The sequence below is a fragment of the Enterobacter sp. LU1 genome, from assembly GCF_008271405.2.
GTDB classification, from domain to species: Bacteria; Pseudomonadota; Gammaproteobacteria; order Enterobacterales; family Enterobacteriaceae; genus Enterobacter; species Enterobacter hormaechei_C.
The window spans coordinates 1313156-1334234 of the sequence record NZ_CP043438.2; the positions used below are offsets into that span (position 1 = coordinate 1313156).

The 21079-nt window shown below is 54.9% G+C and carries 17 protein-coding genes and 7 tRNA genes; 2 read left to right on the top strand and 22 right to left on the bottom strand.

The window, feature by feature from the left end; translation table 11 throughout:
• Window positions 1-13: 13 nt before the first annotated feature.
• The gene (leuS, locus tag FZF21_RS06315) at window positions 14-2596 is read right to left on the bottom strand and encodes a leucine--tRNA ligase (protein ID WP_015571136.1); all 2583 of its coding nucleotides are present in this window, start codon (window positions 2594-2596) and stop codon (window positions 14-16) included.
• Between the two features lie 214 nt (window positions 2597-2810).
• Here leuS and FZF21_RS06320 point away from each other — a divergent pair, with 214 nt between their 5' ends.
• A complete protein-coding gene (locus FZF21_RS06320) occupies window positions 2811-3293 on the top strand; it encodes a zinc ribbon-containing protein (RefSeq protein ID WP_032649991.1) in 483 nt (160 codons plus the stop codon).
• A 56-nt stretch (window positions 3294-3349) separates the two neighbouring features.
• Here the strand turns inward: FZF21_RS06320 and rihA are convergent, their stop codons facing one another.
• From rihA to miaB, 10 genes are all read right to left on the bottom strand, one after another.
• Window positions 3350-4291, bottom strand: coding sequence for a pyrimidine-specific ribonucleoside hydrolase RihA (gene rihA, locus FZF21_RS06325; protein WP_032671312.1), 942 nt, complete (start codon window positions 4289-4291; stop codon window positions 3350-3352).
• A gap of 119 nt (window positions 4292-4410) precedes the next feature.
• Window positions 4411-5136: an amino acid ABC transporter ATP-binding protein gene (locus tag FZF21_RS06330; RefSeq protein ID WP_017382465.1), complete on the bottom strand. Its 726-nt coding sequence runs from the start codon at window positions 5134-5136 to the stop codon at window positions 4411-4413.
• Entirely contained in the window at window positions 5136-5810 is a 675-nt protein-coding gene (gene gltK, locus FZF21_RS06335; protein WP_003858686.1) for a glutamate/aspartate ABC transporter permease GltK, read from the bottom strand. Before gltK ends, FZF21_RS06330 begins: the two co-directional genes overlap by 1 nt.
• A complete protein-coding gene (gltJ, locus tag FZF21_RS06340) occupies window positions 5811-6551 on the bottom strand; it encodes a glutamate/aspartate ABC transporter permease GltJ (protein WP_015571133.1) in 741 nt (246 codons plus the stop codon).
• A 155-nt stretch (window positions 6552-6706) separates the two neighbouring features.
• Window positions 6707-7612, bottom strand: a complete 906-nt coding sequence (locus FZF21_RS06345) for an amino acid ABC transporter substrate-binding protein (RefSeq protein WP_003858681.1) — start codon at window positions 7610-7612, stop codon at window positions 6707-6709.
• 380 nt (window positions 7613-7992) lie between these two features.
• A complete protein-coding gene (gene lnt / locus FZF21_RS06350; RefSeq protein ID WP_063946096.1) occupies window positions 7993-9531 on the bottom strand; it encodes an apolipoprotein N-acyltransferase in 1539 nt (512 codons plus the stop codon).
• A gap of 5 nt (window positions 9532-9536) precedes the next feature.
• Window positions 9537-10415 carry a CNNM family magnesium/cobalt transport protein CorC gene (gene corC, locus FZF21_RS06355; protein WP_003858679.1) on the bottom strand — a complete coding sequence of 293 codons (879 nt, stop codon included), beginning with the start codon at window positions 10413-10415 and terminating at the stop codon, window positions 9537-9539.
• Window positions 10416-10499: 84 nt separating this feature from the next.
• Complete coding sequence (gene ybeY / locus FZF21_RS06360; RefSeq protein WP_017694310.1) at window positions 10500-10967, bottom strand: rRNA maturation RNase YbeY; 468 nt, start codon at window positions 10965-10967, stop codon at window positions 10500-10502.
• Window positions 10964-12010 (bottom strand): PhoH family protein, encoded by a 1047-nt coding sequence (locus FZF21_RS06365; RefSeq protein ID WP_003858674.1) that lies wholly within the window; start codon window positions 12008-12010, stop codon window positions 10964-10966. The genes ybeY and FZF21_RS06365 overlap by 4 nt, the downstream gene beginning before the upstream one ends.
• 163 nt (window positions 12011-12173) lie before the next feature.
• Entirely contained in the window at window positions 12174-13598 is a 1425-nt protein-coding gene (miaB, locus tag FZF21_RS06370; protein WP_017382461.1) for a tRNA (N6-isopentenyl adenosine(37)-C2)-methylthiotransferase MiaB, read from the bottom strand.
• Between the two features lie 135 nt (window positions 13599-13733).
• Here miaB and ubiF point away from each other — a divergent pair, with 135 nt between their 5' ends.
• Window positions 13734-14909 carry a 3-demethoxyubiquinol 3-hydroxylase gene (ubiF, locus tag FZF21_RS06375; RefSeq protein WP_047737878.1) on the top strand — a complete coding sequence of 392 codons (1176 nt, stop codon included), beginning with the start codon at window positions 13734-13736 and terminating at the stop codon, window positions 14907-14909.
• A 108-nt stretch (window positions 14910-15017) separates the two neighbouring features.
• On the opposite strand, the gene FZF21_RS06380 is transcribed toward ubiF, so the two are convergent.
• From FZF21_RS06380 to nagA, 11 genes are all read right to left on the bottom strand, one after another.
• Window positions 15018-15092: transfer RNA gene (locus tag FZF21_RS06380), tRNA-Gln, on the bottom strand.
• A gap of 34 nt (window positions 15093-15126) precedes the next feature.
• A tRNA-Gln gene (locus FZF21_RS06385) sits at window positions 15127-15201 on the bottom strand.
• A gap of 41 nt (window positions 15202-15242) precedes the next feature.
• A tRNA-Met gene (locus tag FZF21_RS06390) sits at window positions 15243-15319 on the bottom strand.
• A gap of 17 nt (window positions 15320-15336) precedes the next feature.
• Window positions 15337-15411: transfer RNA gene (locus FZF21_RS06395), tRNA-Gln, on the bottom strand.
• A 32-nt stretch (window positions 15412-15443) separates the two neighbouring features.
• Window positions 15444-15518, bottom strand: a tRNA-Gln gene (locus tag FZF21_RS06400).
• Between the two features lie 23 nt (window positions 15519-15541).
• Window positions 15542-15626 (bottom strand) — tRNA-Leu (locus tag FZF21_RS06405).
• Window positions 15627-15634: 8 nt separating this feature from the next.
• Window positions 15635-15711 (bottom strand) — tRNA-Met (locus FZF21_RS06410).
• Between the two features lie 225 nt (window positions 15712-15936).
• A complete protein-coding gene (gene asnB, locus FZF21_RS06415; RefSeq protein ID WP_015571128.1) occupies window positions 15937-17601 on the bottom strand; it encodes an asparagine synthase B in 1665 nt (554 codons plus the stop codon).
• Between the two features lie 250 nt (window positions 17602-17851).
• A complete protein-coding gene (nagD, locus tag FZF21_RS06420; RefSeq protein ID WP_003858667.1) occupies window positions 17852-18604 on the bottom strand; it encodes a ribonucleotide monophosphatase NagD in 753 nt (250 codons plus the stop codon).
• Window positions 18605-18649: 45 nt separating this feature from the next.
• Window positions 18650-19870, bottom strand: coding sequence for an N-acetylglucosamine repressor (locus FZF21_RS06425; protein ID WP_017694286.1), 1221 nt, complete (start codon window positions 19868-19870; stop codon window positions 18650-18652).
• An 8-nt stretch (window positions 19871-19878) separates the two neighbouring features.
• Window positions 19879-21027: an N-acetylglucosamine-6-phosphate deacetylase gene (gene nagA, locus FZF21_RS06430; RefSeq protein ID WP_032671309.1), complete on the bottom strand. Its 1149-nt coding sequence runs from the start codon at window positions 21025-21027 to the stop codon at window positions 19879-19881.
• Window positions 21028-21079: the final 52 nt, after the last annotated feature.

Sequence of the window (21079 nt, forward strand, 5' to 3'; positions counted from 1 at the left end):
TTTCCTCCCGCGCTTAGCCAACGACCAGATTCAGCAGTTTACCCGGTACGTAGATCACTTTACGTACGGTAACGCCCTCAAGGTATTTCGCGACCAGATGCTCCTGGCCTGCGCGCTCGCGAACCTGTTCTTCGGTTGCGTCGACCGCGACGGTAATTTTACCGCGCACTTTACCGTTAACCTGCACCACCACCAGCGTGGTGTTTTCCACCATAGCGGATTCATCCGCCACTGGCCACGGCGCGTTGTCGATATCGCCTTCGCCTTTCAGCTCCTGCCACAGGGTGAAGCTAACGTGCGGCGTGAACGGGTTAAGCATGCGAACGACCGCCAGCAGCGCTTCACGCATTAAGGCGCGATCCTGCTCGCCGTCCTGCGGGGCTTTCGCCAGCTTGTTCATCAGTTCCATAATAGCCGCAATTGCGGTATTGAAGGTCTGACGACGACCAATATCATCGGTGACTTTCGCAATGGTTTTATGAACATCACGACGCAGCGCCTGCTGATCTTCGCTCAGTGCAGCCACGTTCAGCGCTGGCGCATCACCCTGAGAGGTGTGCTCGTACACCAGTTTCCAGACGCGTTTCAGGAAGCGGTTTGCCCCTTCAACGCCAGATTCCTGCCATTCCAGCGTCATATCTGCCGGGGAGGCGAACATCATGAACAGACGCACGGTGTCAGCGCCGTAACGCTCAACCATTACCTGCGGGTCGATACCGTTATTTTTCGACTTGGACATCTTGCTCATGCCGGTATACACCAGTTCATGACCTTCGGCGTCTTTCGCCTTCACGATACGGCCTTTCTCGTCGCGCTCCACAATCGCATCAACCGGAGAAACCCAGTTACGCTCGCCGTTCGCGCCAACGTAGTAGAACGCATCTGCCAGCACCATGCCCTGACACAGCAGCTGTTTTGCCGGCTCGTCGGAGTTGACGAGGCCTGCGTCACGCATCAGTTTATGGAAGAAGCGGAAATAGAGCAGGTGCATGATGGCGTGTTCAATGCCACCGATGTAGATGTCTACCGGCAGCCAGTAGTTTGCTGCATCGGAATCCAGCATGCCTTCTTTGTACTGCGGGCAGGTGTAGCGCGCATAGTACCAGGAGGATTCCATAAAGGTGTCGAAGGTGTCGGTTTCACGCAGCGCTGGCTGACCGTTGACGGTGGTTTTCGCCCACTCAGGATCGGCTTTGATCGGGCTGGTGATGCCGTCCATGACCACGTCTTCCGGCAGGATCACCGGCAGCTGATCTTCCGGCGTTGGCATCACGGTGCCATCTTCCAGAGTCACCATTGGGATTGGCGCACCCCAGTAACGCTGACGGGAAACGCCCCAGTCGCGCAGACGGTAGTTCACTTTACGCTCGCCCACGCCCAGGGAGGCCAGCTTGTCGGCGATGGCGTTGAAGCCTTCTTCGAAGCTCAGGCCGCTGAACTCACCGGAGTTAAACAGGGTGCCTTTTTCAGTCAGCGCTTGCTCAGAGAGATCGGGCTCAGAGCCGTCAGCAGCAAGAATAACAGGCTTGATGGTCAGGCCGTATTTGGTGGCAAATTCGTAGTCGCGCTGGTCGTGACCCGGCACGGCCATCACTGCGCCTGTGCCGTATTCCATCAGTACGAAGTTGGCGGCCCAGACAGGGATCGCTTCGCCCGTCAGCGGGTGAATGGCTTTAAAGCCGGTATCAACGCCTTTTTTCTCCATCGTCGCCATGTCGGCTTCGGCCACTTTAGTATTGCGGCATTCGTCGATGAAGGTCGCCAGTTCCGGATTGTTTTCTGCCGCTTTCTGCGCCAGCGGGTGACCTGCGGCCACGGCCAGGTAGGTCGCGCCCATGAAGGTGTCCGGACGGGTGGTATAGACGGTCAGGGTCTGGTCGTAGTTCTCAACGTTGAAGGTAATTTCCACACCTTCGGAACGGCCGATCCAGTTGCGCTGCATGGTCTTAACGGTATCTGGCCAGTGGTCCAGATTATCCAGATCGTTCAGCAGTTCGTCAGCGTAGGCGGTGATTTTGATAAACCACTGCGGGATCTCTTTACGCTCTACTTTGGTGTCGCAGCGCCAGCAGCAGCCATCGATAACCTGTTCGTTCGCGAGAACGGTCTGGTCATTCGGGCACCAGTTAACGGCAGAGGTCTTCTTGTACACCAGGCCTTTTTTATACAGCTCGGTAAAGAATTTCTGCTCCCAGCGGTAGTATTCCGGGGTACAGGTTGCCAGCTCGCGACTCCAGTCATAGCCAAAGCCCAGCATTTTCAGCTGGTTTTTCATGTACGCAATGTTGTCGTACGTCCACGGAGCCGGTGCCGTGTTGTTTTTCACCGCCGCGCCTTCAGCAGGCAGGCCGAACGCATCCCAGCCGATAGGCTGAAGAACGTTTTTGCCCAGCATACGCTGGTAGCGCGCAATCACGTCACCGATGGTGTAGTTACGCACGTGGCCCATGTGTAGTCGACCAGAAGGATAGGGAAGCATCGACAGGCAGTAATACTTCTCTTTGCTCTCGTCTTCGGTTACTTCAAAGGTGCGCTTCTCGTCCCAGTGTTGCTGGACTTTTGATTCTATCTCTTCCGGGCGGTATTGCTCTTGCATGGCAGCCAGTGGTCCTGTGTTCAATACAGCTACAAATGTAGCCAATGGATGTGGTAATTCAGATCCGCATAGCATAGCCCAAACGCCCGCGTCAAAACAGCCTTTCACGCAAATGCACTTTGCAGGAATTTACCGGGTCTGTGCTTCACCTGACAAAGCGGCGGCGAAATAAGGTCTATTATTAGAGACAGTTACTTACCCGGGAGGCAAAATGATGAACAAGGTTGCTCAATTTTACCGTGAACTGGTAGCGACTCTGACGGAACGGCTGCGTAACGGCGAGCGTGATATCGACGCGCTGGTCGAACAGGCACGCGCACGCGTGACGCAAACGGGTGAGTTAACGCGAACCGAAGTGGAAGAGGTGACGCGCGCCGTGCGCCGTGACCTGGAGGAGTTCGCGCGAAGCTATGAAGAGAGCCAGGACGAGATCGCCGACAGCGTTTTTATGCGGGTCATCAAAGAGAGCCTGTGGCAGGAGCTGGCGGATATTACCGATAAAACTCAGCTGGAATGGCGTGAGGTGTTTCAGGATTTAAACCACCATGGTGTCTATCACAGCGGCGAAGTAGTGGGGTTGGGGAACCTGGTGTGTGAGAAGTGCCACCATCATATCGCCGTTTATACGCCGGAGGTGCTGCCGCTGTGTCCGAAGTGCGGGCACGACCAGTTCCAGCGTCGGCCATTTGAGCCGTAGGTAAAAGCAAAACTGTTTGCACCCTCTCCCTGTGGGAGAGGGGCGGGGTGAGGGCATCAGGCCGCAGAATAATAAGCCAGCCGCTCCGCCAGCAAATCCACAAACGCTTCCCGATCGATATCCACCATTACCGTGGTATTCGGCTTGTTTCCCGTCAATGAGTAATAGTCCACCACCGTCATTCCCTGGGTATATTTCCCCTGTGTTTCCACACCAACCCAACGCTCGACCGTGGTAAACATTTCCGGCTTCAGCAGCCAGGCGATGGTGCATGGGTCATGCAGCGGGGCGCCGTGGAAGCCCCACTTCTCGGCTTTGTGATACTCCATAAAGAAGTCGAGCAGCTCGGCCACGGTCGTTGCAACCGGGTTGCCCACAGAACGGAATCGTTCGATGTCCTGCGCCATAATTTGTGCGCGGTGGGTAACGTCCAGCCCCGCCATCACAATCGGCAGGCCAGACTGGAAGACGATTTCCGCGGCTTCCGGGTCAACGAAGATGTTGAACTCTGCTGCTGGCGTCCAGTTCCCCAGCCCCATTGCCCCGCCCATGATGACGATACGGGCGATGTTGCTGTGCAGTTCAGGATGGCTGTTCAGCAGCAGCGCTACGTTGGTCTGCGGGCCGGTCGCCACCAACGTCACGGGCTCTGCGCTCTCACGCAGCACCTTCGCCATGAGCTCGACGGCAGTGCAGTTTTGCGGTGTGAAATTCGGCTCCGGTAGCGCCGGGCCATCCAGCCCACTTTCACCGTGAACATTATCCGCAATGATCAGCTCGCGCATCAGTGGCTTAACGGCGCCACCTGCGACCGGAATATCGGTGCGTTTCAGCAGCGTCAACATGCGCAACACGTTTCGCAAGGTTTTATCCGGCGTCTGGTTCCCGGCGGAGGAGGTGACAGCTTTTACGTCCAGTTCAGGGGAAGCAAGAGCAAGGACGAGTGCGATCGCGTCATCATGACCCGGATCGCAGTCGAGAATAATTGGCTGTGCCATAGCGTTCTCCATTCTCAGCATTATTTGTGACAAGGTTAACGCTGCGATGTGACGCCGAATAGAAAAAGAGATCTAAAGCGTGAAGCAGTGCGCAATCCGCAGATTGCGCACTAAAAAGATTAATGCAGGATTTTGGCGAGGAAGTCTTTTGCACGTTCAGATTTAGGATTTGCGAAGAACTCTTCTTTTGGTGAGTCTTCAACAATTTTCCCTTCATCCATGAAGATCACGCGGTTGGCCACTTTACGGGCGAAGCCCATTTCGTGCGTCACCACCATCATGGTCATCCCTTCGTGCGCCAGCTCCACCATGACGTCCAGCACTTCGTTGATCATCTCAGGGTCGAGCGCGGACGTCGGCTCATCAAACAGCATTGCCACCGGATCCATGCACAGCGCACGCGCGATTGCCACACGCTGCTGTTGGCCGCCCGAAAGCTGGGCCGGGAACTTATTCGCATGCGCAGACAGCCCGACGCGTTCCAGCAGCTTCAGCCCCTTTTCGCGCGCCGCTTTTTTGTCGCGCTTCAGCACTTTGACCTGCGCCAGCGTCAGGTTCTCAATGATGGACAGGTGAGGGAACAGCTCAAAATGCTGGAACACCATCCCTACGTGGGAGCGAAGCTGGGCAAGGTTGGTTTTCCTGTCATTTACTTTGGTGCCGTTAACGACAATCTCGCCCTGCTGGACAGGTTCCAGCCCATTAACGGTTTTGATAAGCGTGGACTTACCGGAACCGGACGGGCCGCATACCACTACCACATCGCCTTTTTTTACTTCTGTTGAGCAGTCGGTCAGCACCTGAAAGTGCCCATACCATTTAGAAACATTTTTCAGGGAAATCATTATACCGTCCTTTTCTTCAGCCAGCTGACCAACAGCGATGCGCTTAAACTAATCACAAAATAGACCCCGCCCGCGAAGAGGATCATCTCAACCTGCGTTCCGTCACGTTCGCCAATGGTGGAGGCGGTACGGAAGAAGTCTGCCAGACTCAGCACGTAGACCAGGGAGGTATCCTGGAACAGGACGATGCCCTGCGTCAGCAGCAGCGGAACCATGGCGCGAAACGCCTGCGGCAAAATAATGAGCTTCATGGACTGCCAGTGCGTCATACCGAGCGCCAGCGCAGCGCTGGACTGCCCGCGAGAGATACTCTGAATACCTGCGCGGATGATCTCTGAGTAGTAGGCGGCTTCAAACATGGAAAACGCCACCATGGCAGAGATCAGGCGGATATCGGTCTTTGGCGACAGTCCCAGTACGTTCTGTAAAAAGCCGGGAACAATCAGATAAAACCACAGCAGCACCATGACCAGTGGAATGGAGCGGAACACGTTAACGTAAGCCGTGGCAAACCAGGCGAGCGGCTTAAAGCTCGACAGGCGCATCACTGCCAGCAGGGTGCCCCAGACAATACCGACGATAATGGCGATAACGGTGATCTTTAAGGTGATTGCCAGTCCATCCAGCAGATAGGGCATGGAGGGAACAATGGAACTCCAGTCAAAATCGTACATTTATTTGCCCCCCAGATTGCCCGGCAGGCGTACTTTGCGTTCAACCAGGTTCATCACCAGCATGATGAAAGCGTTAATCAGAACATAGGCGAGCGTAATCGCCGTGAAGGATTCCCAGGCGTGAGCGGAGTAATCCAGCAGTTTGCCCGCCTGTGCCGCCATATCCACCAGACCGATGGTTGAGGCGATAGCCGAGTTTTTTACCAGGTTCATCATCTCGGACGTCATCGGCGGAACGATGACGCGGTAAGCGTTAGGCAGCAGTACGTAACGGTAGGCCTGGGGCAGAGTCAGGCCCATTGCCAGTGCCGCATTCTTTTGCCCGCGCGGCAGTGACTGTATGGCGGCACGTACCTGCTCGCAGACGCGCGCAGCGGTGAACAGCCCCAGACACAGCATAGAGGAGACAAAAAATTGTACGTTAGGATCCAGCTCGGCCTTAAACCACATGCCGAGATCTTCCGGCAGCAGTTCCGGGATCACCAGATACCAGGTAAAGAACTGCACGATCAGCGGAACGTTACGGAACAGTTCCACATAGAGCGTGCCAATCGAAGAGAGAAAACGGTTAGGGACGGTACGCAGAATACCGAACAGCGAACCGACAAGAAACGCGATAATCCACGCCGTTATCGATAACGCAACGGTAACCTGAAAGCCGCTCCACAGCCAGCCGAGATAGGTGGTGTTGCCGAACGGGGCTTGTTGCAGAAAGATGCCCCAGTTCCAGTCAATTGACATAGTAAACTCCAGAAAAAAAAGGGTAGCAGCGCTACCCTCGAAGATTGGTGAGAAGCTCAATTTTTGCGCTGAGTGGGGAACGACCACTCAACGTATAGTCTGTCCATGCTTCCCGACAATCGAGAGGGCAGGAGATCCCGCCCCTGTCGTTCTAATTAGTTAAGAGCTTTGTCGTTTGGTGATTTGAACAGCGCTTTCATGTCGTCAGACAGTTCAAAGTTCATGTTCAGGTTTTTTGGTGGAATTGGGTTCTTGAACCATTTGTCGAACCATTTTGCCGCTTCGCCGGAGGTTTGCGCCTGAGCGATGGTGTCATCGATCAGTTTCTTGAAGTCCTCGTCACCTTTACGCAGCATACAGCCGTAGGCTTCTTTCGACTGGGCGGTACCGACGATTTCCCAGTTGTCTGGTTTCTTCGCTTTCGCGCGTTCGCCCGCCAGCAAGGCGTCATCCATCATAAACGCGACAGCACGGCCGCTTTCCAGGGTACGGAAGGAGTCGCCATGGTCTTTCGCGCTGATGATGCGCATGTCCATTTTCTTCTCGTCGTTCAGCTTGTGCAGCAGCACTTCGGACGTGGTACCGGAGGTCACGACAACCGCTTTGCCTTTCAGGTCAGCAAAATCTTTGATGTCGCCGCCTTTCTTCGTCAGCAGGCGGGTGCCCACAACGAAGATGGTGTCCGAGAAAGCGGCCTGTTTCTGACGCTCAAGGTTGTTGGTGGTTGAGCCACATTCAAAATCAAATGTGCCGTTTTGCAGCAGAGGAATACGGTTTTGTGAAGTGATGGGGATCAGCTTCACTTGCAGGTCAGGTTTGTTCAGCTTTTTCTTCACGGCTTCAACGATGGCGTTGGAGTAATCCTGTGAATAGCCCACGACTTTTTGCGTGTTGTCGTAGTAAGAGAACGGGACAGAAGATTCACGGTGGCCGACCACGATCACGCCGTTTTTGGCAATCTTGTCGAGAGTGCTTCCTGCTGCCGGAGCGTCTTCAGCGTGGACAACCCCCGCAGACATTCCCATAACCAGCATTGCTGTGGCCAGTTTACGTAATTGCATACCCAACTCCTTTCTTATCAGCGCCAGTGACGCATAGATACCCATTGTGATGTTGTTATATCTCGCGCAATGCGAGTGCAGTGTTATGCAAGCTTGTTAACATTTAGTCTGGCTTAATGTAAAGATTTTGCTGCGTTATTGTTTATTTTTGCGAAGCGCGCCGCACCATTCAGAGGCAATAATCCCTCGTTGCACCGTTTCGGTGCTACCGATGATCTACGCTGGTGCGACAAAGTTGCACGTTAAGCCAGACAGCGTTGATGTGAATAAACAAAGCAACAGGCGTGCCAGAATTGAAGTTTGGGAGGAAATTGTCGGGTGGCGGCGCTGGAGAGTAGGCCGGGTAAGGCGTAGCCGCCACCCGGCAACAGAAGGTAAGGTTATTTACGACGCTGACGCAGGCTCATCAGTACGGCGCCAAAGCCGAATAGCGTAGTCAGGATCCACAGCGGCCAGTGCCCGGTGCGCGCGTAAGGCGTAAGCCCGGTAGTTGGCGTGACGTTAGTAGTCAGCACCTCACGGGTAAATTGCGGGATCATGGCCTGGATTTCACCTTGCGGACCAATCACGGCGGTAATGCCGTTATTGGTGCTGCGCAGCAACGGACGCGCCAGCTCCAGAGAACGCATTCGCGCCATCTGGAAGTGCTGCCACGGGCCAATCGATTTACCGAACCACGCATCGTTTGAGATGGTCAGCAGATAGTCGGTGTCCGGGCGGAAATTATCGCGCACCTGCTCGCCGAGGATAATCTCGTAGCAAATGGCGGCCGTCAGGGCAAAACCGTGCGCATGCAGCTGCGGCTGAACGTAAGGGCCCCGGCTGAATGAGGACATCGGCAAATCAAAGAACGGTGCCAGTGGGCGCAGAATAGACTCCAGCGGAACAAATTCGCCAAACGGTACAAGGTGGTTTTTGTTGTAGCGATTGGTGGAGGTATAGCTGTATTCGCTGTCCTTACCGAGCGTAATGATCGTGTTGTACGTGTCATAGCGGTTCTGCTGATTGAGACGCGCATCCACAATTCCGGTGATCAGCGTACTGCCGCGCGCGCGCAGCAGATCGTCCATCATCTTCAGGAAGGGCTGCTGATTGATCTCCAGGTCCGGGATCGCAGACTCAGGCCAGATGATGAGCTGCGATTTGCCCATCACCTTTTCAGTGGCGTTGGCGTAGATTTTCAGCGTGTTCAGCAGCTGATTCTCATCCCATTTCAGGGACTGCGGGATATCGCCCTGTACCAGAGAAACCTGCGTGGCGCGCGCGGGCTCCAGCGTAAACCACTGGATATAACGCAGCGGGAAGGGCAGGGCAAACAGGATCAACGCGGCAACCAGCGGCTTCCAGTTACGTGTCACCAGTGCCAGCACCAGCAGGCCGCTGACGATCATCAACAGGAAATTGATGGCTTCCACGCCCATGACCGGGGCCAGGCCTTTCAGCGGGCCGTCTACCTGGCTATAGCCGAACTGCAACCACGGGAAGCCGGTCAGTACCCAGCCGCGCAGAAATTCGGTGATTTGCCAGACAACGGGTGCCGCTATCGCCACGCGCAGCCAGGTCGTTTTTGGCCACAGGCGAGACAGGATGCCCGCGAACAGGCCGGTGTAGAGTGAGAGATAGGCGGCGAGCAGCACAACCAGGAAGACGTTAACCGGCCCCGGCATTCCGCCAAATTGCGCGATACTGACGTAGACCCAGTTGATACCAGAGCCGAACAGCCCCAGCCCCCAGAAGTAGCCAATGGCCGCGGCCTGTACCGGACGGCGGTTCAGGGTAAGACCCTGTAGCCCCATCAGGGAGAGAATAGCGGCTGGCCAGATATCGTAAGGAGAAAAAGCCAGCGTACCGCTGGCTCCGAGTAACAGCGCCAGCAGCAAACGGACGCGCTGGCGTTCAAAGAGTGGGGCAAATGCCATTTACATTAATCTTCCAGTTTTGGCACCGGTGAGTCGTCCGGCATTCTGACGTGAACCTGAATAATACGTCGGCTGTCAGCCATTGCGACCTTGAACTGGTAACCATCGATGTCAACGGTTTCACCGCGGGCCGGAAGATGGCCGAAGGCCTGCATCACCAGACCACCAATGGTGTCCACTTCTTCATCGCTGAAGCTGGTGCCAAAGGTATCGTTGAAGTCTTCAATGGAGGCCAGCGCGCGCACGGTCCAGGTGTGGCGGCTCAGCTGACGGAAGTCGATATCCTCTTCTTCGTCATACTCATCTTCGATTTCGCCCACGATCAGCTCAAGGATGTCTTCGATTGTGACCAGACCGGAAACGCCACCAAATTCATCAATAACAATCGCCATGTGATAGCGCTGGGAGCGAAACTCCTTCAGCATCCGATCCACACGTTTACTTTCCGGCACAACCACGGCCGGGCGTAACACCTTTTCCATACTGAAGGCTTCGGCATCGCTGCGCATAAACGGCAGCAGATCTTTCGCCATCAAAATCCCTTCAATGTGATCTTTGTCTTCGCTGATGACCGGGAAACGTGAGTGAGCCGATTCGATAATCACATCGAGGCACTCGTCCAGCGTCTGGTTGCGTTTCAGGGTAATCATCTGCGAGCGGGGGATCATGATGTCGCGGACGCGCTGGTCGGCGATGTCCATCACCCCTTCGAGCATTTCGCGCGTATCTTCGTCGATAAGGTCGTTCTGCCCGGAATCACGAATCAGCTCCAGCAGTTCATCACGGTTTTTCGGTTCGCCGTGGAAAAGCTGGTTCAGAATGAGGGAGAAAAATCCCTTTTTAGTGGTTGTCGTGTCGCTACTGTGTGAATTGTCGTCGCTCATGGCGTTTGTTAAGGGTTCTCTTGTTAGTTCAATGTTAACCGCCGCGCTATGTCCCTGCGCGGCGGCATGGTAGTCAGTGACTGACTATTCTTTCTCGGCAATGTACGGATCCTCATAGCCCAGAGCAAGCATTATCTCTGTCTCGAGGGATTCCATCTCTTCCGCTTCGTCATCTTCAATATGGTCGTAACCCAGAAGATGCAGGCTACCGTGCACCACCATGTGTGCCCAGTGCGCTTCCAGCGGCTTTTGCTGCTCTTTGGCTTCCTGCTCAACCACCTGACGGCAGATGATCAGATCGCCCAGCAGCGGCATCTCAATGCCCGGAGGGGCTTCGAACGGGAAAGAGAGCACGTTGGTCGGCTTATCTTTCCCGCGGTAGGTCAGGTTGAGCTCATGGCTTTCTGCTTCATCCACCAGGCGAATCGTGACCTCTGATTCTTCCTGAAACTGGGGGATAACGGCATCCAGCCATTTCTGAAACTGTGCCTCTTCTGGCATGCCGGAATTATCATCACAGGCCAGCTGTAAATCGAGGATCACCTGACTCATTTCTGTTCATGCTCCTGCGCTTCGCGCTTACGTTCTGCGGCCAGTTCGGCCCTGCGCTTCTGATCTGCCTCTTCCCAGGCCTCATAAGCGTTAACGATACGCGCGACGACCGGATGGCGTACCACGTCTTCACTGTGGAAGAAGTTAAAGCTGATTTCCTCTACCTCGGCCAGGACTTCGATGGCGTGACGCAGACCCGATTTGGTGTTACGCGGCAGGTCAATCTGGGTGACGTCACCGGTGATAACCGCTTTCGAGTTAAAGCCAATACGCGTCAGGAACATCTTCATCTGTTCGATGGTGGTGTTCTGGCTCTCATCCAGAATGATGAACGCGTCGTTAAGCGTACGGCCACGCATGTAGGCCAGCGGAGCAACTTCAATCACGTTACGCTCGATGAGCTTTTCAACTTTCTCAAAGCCGAGCATTTCGAACAGCGCGTCATACAGCGGGCGCAGGTAGGGATCTACTTTCTGACTCAAATCGCCCGGCAGGAAGCCCAGTTTTTCACCGGCTTCAACAGCAGGGCGGGTCAGCAGGATACGGCGGATCTCCTGACGCTCGAGCGCATCAACCGCAGCGGCAACCGCCAGATAGGTTTTACCCGTACCCGCCGGGCCTACACCGAAGGTGATGTCGTGGTCGAGAATGTTGGCGATGTACTGCGCCTGGTTCGGGGTACGAGGCTTAATCACGCCGCGTTTAGTTTTGATGTTGATGGCTTTGCCATAGTCCGGCACGCTCTCCGCGCTCTGCTCAAGCACGCGCGCCTCTTTAATGGCCAGGTGGATCTGTTCAGGTTCAATATCCTGGATCTCACCGCGCATCGGGGCGGTATCAACATACAGGCTGCGGAGAATATCCGCCGCGGCGTTGACGCAGATTGGGCGTCCGGTGAGTTTGAAATGGTTATCGCGACGATTGATTTCGATACCCAGACGTCGCTCAAGTTGTTTGATGTTGTCATCAAACGGCCCGCACAGGCTCAGCAGGCGAGCGTTGTCTGCTGGCTCAAGGCTAATTTCACGCGTATCTATGTTCAAACTGTTCCTCTTTGAGTAGTTAACTGACTCGCCGCCACACGGCGTAATAAAACGGTCATTACCGAAATTATTCACGCCACAGAATAAAGGCGCAAGCGTTGCGGTAGATATTGGGGGTGATGAGAGGAAATACAAGGCCTGCCGGACAGGCAGGCCAGGAGGATCACGGCTGGTAAATACCTACGCCAGAATCGTTGACTTTGCGGGTGCGAGAGATAACAGATTCCGGCGTCTCGGCAATACGCAGACCCATTTCGTCCTCAGTGCGTACCACCTTCCCGCGCAGCGAGTTCGTGAGTACTTCGACAATCTCGACGTCCACAAACTTACCGATCATGTCCGGGGTGCCTTCAAAATTCACCACGCGGTTATTTTCGGTTCGACCAGACAGTTCCATGACGCTCTTACGGGAGGTGCCTTCCACCAGAATACGCTGGACAGTGCCGAGCATACGACGACTCCAGGCGTTGGCCTGCTGGTTGATACGCTCCTGTAGAATATACAGACGCTGCTTTTTCTCTTCTTCCGGCACATCGTCAACCATATCGGCCGCAGGGGTGCCCGGGCGCGCAGAGAAGATAAAGCTGTAGCTGACGTCGAAATTCACCTCGCCGATGAGCTTCATGGTGCGCTCAAAGTCATCAGCGGTTTCGCCAGGGAAGCCGACGATAAAGTCGGAGCTAATCTGGATATCCGGGCGCGCTTCACGCAGCTTGCGGATGGTGGACTTATACTCGAGCACCGTATGTGGACGACCCATCAGGTTCAGCACGCGATCAGAACCGCACTGGATCGGCAGGTGCAGGAAGCTCACCAGCTCTGGCGTATCGCGATAGACGTCAATAATGTCGTCGGTAAATTCCATCGGATGGCTGGTGGTAAAGCGAATGCGGTCGATGCCGTCAATCGCCGCCACCAGACGTAGCAGTTCAGCAAAGCTGCCGGTGGTACCGTCGTAGTTTTCCCCGCGCCAGGCGTTCACGTTCTGACCCAGCAGGTTCACTTCACGAACGCCCTGCGCGGCAAGCTGCGCGATTTCAAACAGAATATCGTCTGCCGGGCGGCTCACTTCTTCACCGCGGGTGTAAGGCACCACGCAGTAAGTACAGTATTTGTTGCAGCCTTCCATGATGGAGACGAAGGCGGTCGGGCCATCAGCGCGCGGCTCAGGCAGACGGTCAAATTTCTCGATCTCCGGGAAGCTCACGTCAACCACCGGGCTACGGCTGCCGCGAACCTGATTAATCATCTCTGGCAGGCGGTGCAGGGTCTGAGGGCCAAAAACGATATCCACATAGGGGGCTCTCTGGCGGATCAGCTTACCTTCCTGCGATGCGACGCAGCCACCCACGCCAATAATCAGGTCCGGATTTTTCCGTTTGAGAAGCTTCCAGCGGCCTAACACATGAAAAACTTTTTCCTGTGCTTTTTCACGAATTGAACAGGTGTTCAGCAGCAGCACATCGGCTTCTTTCGCATTTTCAGTCAGCTGGTATCCGTGGGTGGTATCCAGCAGATCGGCCATCTTCGATGAATCGTATTCGTTCATCTGACAGCCCCAGGTTTTTATATGGAGTTTTTTAGTCATCGACTTGCTCAGCTCAGGATTGCAAGCCGCGTATTGTAATGCTTTGGTGCGGTTGTGACCAGTATGAAGGTTGTCAACCTCAGGGCCGCAAAAATCCGGTAAACTTAAGGTATTCTCCAATAAGGAATAGTGACCATGACACTCCTGAAAACCGAAGTTGCCGTTGTTGGCGGCGGTATGGTCGGCGGCGCACTGGCGCTGGGGCTGGCGCAGCAGGGATTTGACGTAACCGTTATTGAACAGGCGGCTCCGCCGGCATTCGATCCTGCCAGCCAACCGGACGTGCGTATTTCCGCCATCAGCGCGGCCTCTGTTGATCTGCTTCGCGGGCTGGGCGTCTGGGAGGCGGTGCTGGCGATGCGCGCGCACCCATACAGCCGTCTTGAAACCTGGGAGTGGGAAAATGCTCACGTGTCGTTTGATGCCGCCGAGCTGAAACTGCCGCGCCTGGGCTATATGGTGGAAAACAACGTGCTCCAGCAGGCACTCTGGCAGGCGCTGGAGGCGCACCCGAAGGTGACGCTGCGCGTTCCGGACTCGCTGAAAGGCCTGCATCGTCATGAGGGCGGGTATCTCCTGACGCTGGACAACGACGATGAGCTGGCCGTGAAGCTGGTGGTGGGGGCGGATGGCGCGAACTCGCAGGCCAGGCAGATGGCAGGCATTGGGATCCATGCCTGGCAGTACCAGCAGTCCTGCATGCTGATCACCGTGCAGTCAGAAAACGCGCCGGGCGAAAGCACGTGGCAGCATTTTACGCCGAACGGCCCGCATGCATTCTTACCGCTGTTTGATAACTGGGCTTCGCTGGTGTGGTACGACAAACCGGCGCGCATTCGACAGTTGCAGGGTCTGTCCATGGATCAGTTGCAGCGCGAAATTCGCCAGCACTTCCCGAGCCGTCTGGGCAACGTGACCCCGGTTGCCGCCGGCGCATTCCCGCTGATGCGACGCCATGCGTTGCAGTATGCCCGTGAAGGACTGGTGCTGGTGGGGGACGCGGCGCACACCATTCATCCGCTGGCGGGGCAGGGGGTGAATCTGGGATACCGTGACGTCGATGCGTTACTGGATGTGCTGGGTAACGCTCGCGCCCACGCGGAAGCCTGGGCCAGCCATCAGGTACTGAAGCGCTACCAGACGCGCCGTATGGCGGATAACTTCATTATGCAGTCGGGGATGGATCTGTTCTATGCCGGGTTCAGCAACGATGTTGGTCCGGTGCGTATAGTGCGCAATATTGGATTGATGGCGGCGGAGCGTGCCGGTGGGCTGAAGCGTCAGGCCCTGAAATACGCCCTCGGACTCTGATCTTTATTCCCTCTCCCCGTGGGAGAGGGTTAGGGTGAGGGCATCAGGCCGCACTATTCTGAACAACAAAAACAAAAAAGCCCGCAGAGCGGGCTTGTTTGTTTTAAGTGGCTGGGGTGCAGGGATTCGAACCCCGGAATGCTGGTATCAGAAACCAGAGCCTTACCGCTTGGCGACACCCCAATTGCGTTAAACAAACTGCTTAACGACTTTAAAGTGGCTGGGGTACGAGGATTCGAACCTCGGAATGCCGGAATCAGAATCCGGTGCCTTACCGCTTGGCGATACCCCAACAATGTTCAGTTTACCGAATCGTATTCGATAACATAAATATGGTGGCTACGACGGGATTCGAACCTGTGACCCCATCATTATGAGTGATGTGCTCTAACCAACTGAGCTACGTAGCCAGTACTGCAATCTTCGATGGCTGGGGTACCTGGATTCGAACCAGGGAATGCCGGTATCAAAAACCGGTGCCTTACCGCTTGGCGATACCCCAATACCGCGGAGAACCGCATGATCGAAGAAATATGGCTGGGGTACCTGGATTCGAACCAGGGAATGCCGGTATCAAAAACCGGTGCCTTACCGCTTGGCGATACCCCATCCGTGCAACGCTTACCTGGGAATGGTGCGGGAGGCGAGACTTGAACTCGCACACCTTGCGGCGCCAGAACCTAAATCTGGTGCGTCTACCAATTTCGCCACTCCCGCAAAAAAGATGGTGGCTACGACGGGATTCGAACCTGTGACCCCATCATTATGAGTGATGTGCTCTAACCAACTGAGCTACGTAGCCATCTTTTTTTCGCGTTACCTTATCGGCGTTGCGGGGCGCATTATGCGTATAGACCCTTGCAGCGTCAACACCTTTTTCAATGAAAATAGCCGGAATGTGACTGTTTGGTTAGGTTGCGAACAGCGAGGCCGAATATTCGACAATTATTGGTTATTAATCGATTTTATGCGGAGAAAAGAGAGGCAAAAAAATCAAGCCCCGGAGGGCCTGATGATACTCTGAACATTATTTATAGGCAGACTGGTGAACGCCCACCGCGCGTCCTGACGGATCGTTCATCGCTTTGAATGATTCATCCCATTCAATGGCTTTAGCAGAAGAGCAGGCGACCGATGGGCCACCCGGTACGCACTCTGCTGCGCTTGGAACCGGGAACAGCTCCTCAAAGATCTCACGGTACAAATACGCTTCTTTCGAGGCTGGCGTGTTGTACGGGAAACGGAAGCTCGCAGTTTCCAGTTGTTGATCAGAAACCTGTTTCGCCGCCACCTCTTTCAGGGTGTCGATCCAGCTGTAACCCACGCCATCGGAGAACTGCTCTTTCTGACGCCACGCCACGCTCGCCGGCAGGTAGGATTCAAAACATTCACGCAGGATATGTTTCTCCATTTTGCCGTTGCCGCACATTTTGTCCTGCGGGTTGATGCGCATCGCCACATCAAGGAATTTCTTATCGAGGAACGGCACGCGGGCTTCCACACCCCAGGCGGACATCGCTTTGTTGGCGCGCGCGCAGTCAAACATGTGCAGCGCCTGTAGCTTACGCACCGTTTCTTCATGCAGCTCTTTGGCGTTTGGCGCTTTGTGGAAATAGAGGTAACCGCCAAACACTTCGTCAGAACCCTCGCCGGAGAGCACCATCTTGATGCCCATCGCTTTGATCTTCCGCGACATCAAATACATCGGTGTGGAGGCGCGAATGGTGGTCACATCATAGGTTTCAATGTGATAGATCACATCGCGGATCGCATCCAGACCTTCCTGTACGGTGAAGTGAATTTCATGGTGCACCGTGCCGAGATGATTTGCCACTTCCTGGGCGGCTTTCAGGTCAGGTGCCCCTTCCAGACCCACGGCAAAGGAGTGCAGCTGCGGCCACCAGGCTTCAGAGCGCTCCTGATCTTCCACGCGACGTGCGGCGAATTTCTTGGTGATCGCGGAGATCACGGAGGAGTCCAGACCGCCGGAGAGCAGTACGCCGTAAGGTACGTCTGACATCAGGTGGCTTTTCACTGACTCTTCCAGGGCCTGACGCAGTTCGGCTTTGTCCGTCACGTTGTCTTTCACCGCCTCATAATCAAACCAGTCGCGCTGGTAGTACGGGCGGATCTCGCCGTCTTTACTCCACAGGTAGCTACCTGCCGGGAACTCTTTGATGGTGCGGCACACCGGTACCAGGGCTTTCATCTCTGAGGCAACGTAGAAGTTGCCGTGCTCATCGTGTCCCATGTACAGCGGGATAATACCGATATGGTCGCGGCCAATCAGGTAAGCGTCTTTTTCGCTGTCGTACAGCGCGAAGGCGAACATACCTTGCAGATCGTCGAGGAACTCCGGGCCTTTCTCCTGATACAGCGCCAGGATCACTTCGCAGTCTGAGCCGGTCTGAAACGCGTAGCGATCGCCGTACTCGGCGCGCAGCGCCTGATGGTTGTAAATTTCACCGTTAACAGCCAGCGCGTGCGTTTTTTTCTCGTTATACAGCGGCTGTGCGCCAGCGTTGACATCAACAATGGAGAGACGTTCATGAGCCAGAATCGCTTTATCGCTGGCGTATACGCCTGACCAGTCCGGACCGCGATGGCGCATCAGGCGGGACAATTCGAGTGCTTTTTTACGCAGTTCGCCCGCGTCAGTTTTAATATCCAGTACGCCAAAAATAGAACACATAACCTTCTCCGTTAACCCTGTTGCGTTGTGATGTTGCTTGCTTATGAAAATGCCGCAAAAGGGGGAGGGGGCGCAAGCGTTTTACCGATGAAAACGTAAAAAGTGCAATGGCGATTGCCGAATCTTAAAAAAAGAGTATGTCTTAAGCAATTCTATTGATGATTTCTCAATGAAGGGCTGATTTCGTTAGATGAAGTGATGTTTTCAGACGGCAGAAATGAAAAACCACGCCCTTAGGCGTGGTTCTGAATCAAATAACGTCGATTTCGTCGACAGAAGGGTAAATCCAGCTTGGTCGGAACGGCATCGTATCAATGTCATCAAGCTGTGAAACGCCAGAAAGCACCAGGATGGTTTCAAGCCCCGCCTGGAAGCCAGCCAGAATATCGGTGCGCAGGTTGTCGCCCACAATGACGGTTTCTTCTGAGTGTGCCTGCATCGTATTCAGTGCGGCGCGGATAATCCACGGGCTCGGTTTACCGACAACAAACGGCTTACGACCCGAGATTTTTTCGATACCGGCGCACAGCGCACCGCAGGCGGGATAAAAACCACGACCGTGCGTGTCCGGGTTGGTGGCGATAAAACGCGCACCGTTGGCGACAAAGTAGGCTGCCTTATGCATCATCTCCCAGTTAAAGGAGCGCGTCTCGCCCACGATGACAAAATCCGGGTTTACGTCGGTGATGGTGAAGCCCGCTTTATACAGCTCGTGGATCAGCGCACCTTCACCAACGACATAGGCTTTTTTGCCTTCCTGACGCTTCAGGAAATCCGCGGTCGCCATCGCAGAGGTATAGAACACGCTGTCCGGGACGTTGACGCCTGCGGTAGCAAAGCGGTTTGCCAGATCCTGACCAGTCTGTGAAGGGTAGTTCGTGAGAAGAACCAGTGGCATTCCTTTGTCGATGATGCGGTGAAGAAACTCCGCAGCACCCGGCACGGCAACGTTGTCGTGCATCAGCACGCCGTCGATATCACAAATTACATTCTTAATGGTCATGGACAATCCGACATCAAAAAAAGAAGGCGTTACTATAAGGTCCGATCAGGATTCCAGCAAATGTTGCAGCAGGATCCCGTTGAGCATGGCACGTTTTACCAGGGCGAATGCGCCAATTGCCGAGCGGTGATCGAGCGTAGATCGCACCACCGGCAAATTCTGGCGAAATGCCTTCAGCGCCTGGGTATTGATGCAGCCTTCAATGGCGGGCAGTAACACTTTTTCGGCTTCAACGATCTCGCCGGCAATCACCACTTTCTGCGGATTAAACAGGTTGATGGCAATGGCGATGGTCTTACCCAGGTGGCGTCCTACCTGTTCGATCACTTCGCAGGCCAGCGCATCGCCTTTGTTTGCCGCTTTGCAGATGGCGCCGATCTTACAATCGTCCAGCGTGACGCGGCTCTGGTAACCCTGCTCCAGCAGATGGCGAACGCGATGTTCAATGGCGGCATTGGCGGCAACGGTTTCAAGACAGCCAAAGTTACCGCAGTGGCAGCGCTCGCCAAGCGGTTCCACCTGGATATGACCAATCTCGCCTACGTTACCGTTACGGCCAATAAAAATACGGCCATTCGAGATGATGCCCGCACCTGTACCACGGTGAACGCGCACCAGAATAGAGTCTTCGCAGTCCTGGCTCGCACCAAAGTAGTGCTCCGCCAGCGCCAGCGAGCGAATATCGTGACCAACAAAGCAGGTCAGCTTGAAGCGCTTTTCCAGCGCCTCAACCAGCCCCCAGTTCTCTACCTTAATATGCGGCATGTAGCGAATAACGCCGCTTTCCGGGTCAACCAGGCCGGGCAAAATCACCGAGATGGCGATGAGTTCACGGATCTTGCGCTGACAGCTTTCGATAAACTGCGCAATGGTATTCAGCAACGCATGTTCAAGCGTCTCCTGCGTGCGCTCAGGAAGGGGGTAGTGTTCTTCGGCAATGGCCTTGCTGCTCAGATCGTAGAGCGTAAGCGTGGTGTCATGACGTCCTAAGCGAACGCCAATGGCCTGAAAATTGCGGGTTTCCGTGACGATGGAAATCGCGCGGCGGCCCCCGGTGGAGGCCTGCTGATCGACTTCTTTGATCAGGCCGCGCTCAATAAGCTGACGTGTAATTTTTGTCACGCTGGCGGGAGCAAGCTGGCTTTGTTCGGCTATCTGAATGCGTGAGATTGGCCCGTGCTGGTCAATCAGGCGATAAACCGCCGCGCTGTTAAGTTGTTTAACGAGATCGACATTACCGATTTGAGCTTGTCCGCCTGGTGTCATACTTTTACTTACTCAGTGACGACCTCGTTACCATTAACGATGGTCTTAATAATTTTATAATCGTGTGTGAACGCCGTCAGGTTTGCAACCATACCTGGCGCAATACCGCCGAGCTGTTTATCGACGCCAATGGCGCGCGCCGGATAAAGCGTGGCCATGCGCAGCACTTCCTCAAGCGCGATGCCGCAATGTTCAACGAGGTTACGTACCCCTTCGATCATCGTCAGAGAAGAACCGCTCAGCGTGCCGTTCTCATCCACACACAGTCCATTCCGGTAGTATATTGTTTTACCAGCAAAAATGAACTGCTCAATATTCGCTCCTGCCGGAGCGGTAGCATCCGTCACCAGGCAGAGCTTGTCGCCTTTCAGACGCTTGGCGTTGCGGATGTTGGTGTAATCGACATGCAAGCCGTCGGCGATAATGCCGCAGTAGACGTCTGGTTCATCCAGAATGGCGCCAACCAGTCCCGGTTCGCGGCCAGTAATATAGGGCATCGCGTTATAAAGGTGTGTGGCAAACGTAATGCCTGCGCGGAAACCGGCCTTCGCCTCTTTCAGCGTCGCGTTCGAATGGCCCGCAGACACCACAATCCCGGCGGCGGCCAGTTTGCTGATAACGTCCGTGCCGGTCATTTCCGGGGCCAGCGTTACTTTGGTGATCACATCGGCATTGGCGCACATGTAATCCACCAGCTCGGCATCCGGTTTGCGCACGTAGTTTGGGTTATGGGTGCCTTTCTTGACCATATTCAGCCATGGTCCTTCCAGGTGCAGGCCCAGCGCCTGATTCGGATGTTTTGTCAGGTATTCGCGCATGACGCGGATACCCTGTTTCATCAGGTCATCGCTGCTGGTGATCAGCGTTGGCAGATAGCTGGTGCAGCCCGATTTCTCGTTGGCTTTTTGCATGATTTCCAGCGTTTCAACCGATACCGCCTCTGCGGTATCGTTAAACTGGACACCGCCGCAGCCGTTGAGCTGTACGTCGATGAAACCGGGGGAGATTACTGCTCCATTGAGGGAACGCTGTTCGATCTCCGGCGGCAGTTCCGCCAGCGGGCAAACACGTTCAATCAGGCCATTGGCGATTACAATCGCATGGTCATCCAGAATTTCATGGCCGGTATAAATCCGACCGTGGGTTAAAGCGTACATATCGACCCCCGGTTAAAAAAAGCGACCGCCCCGGATAAAAGAGGCGGTTATT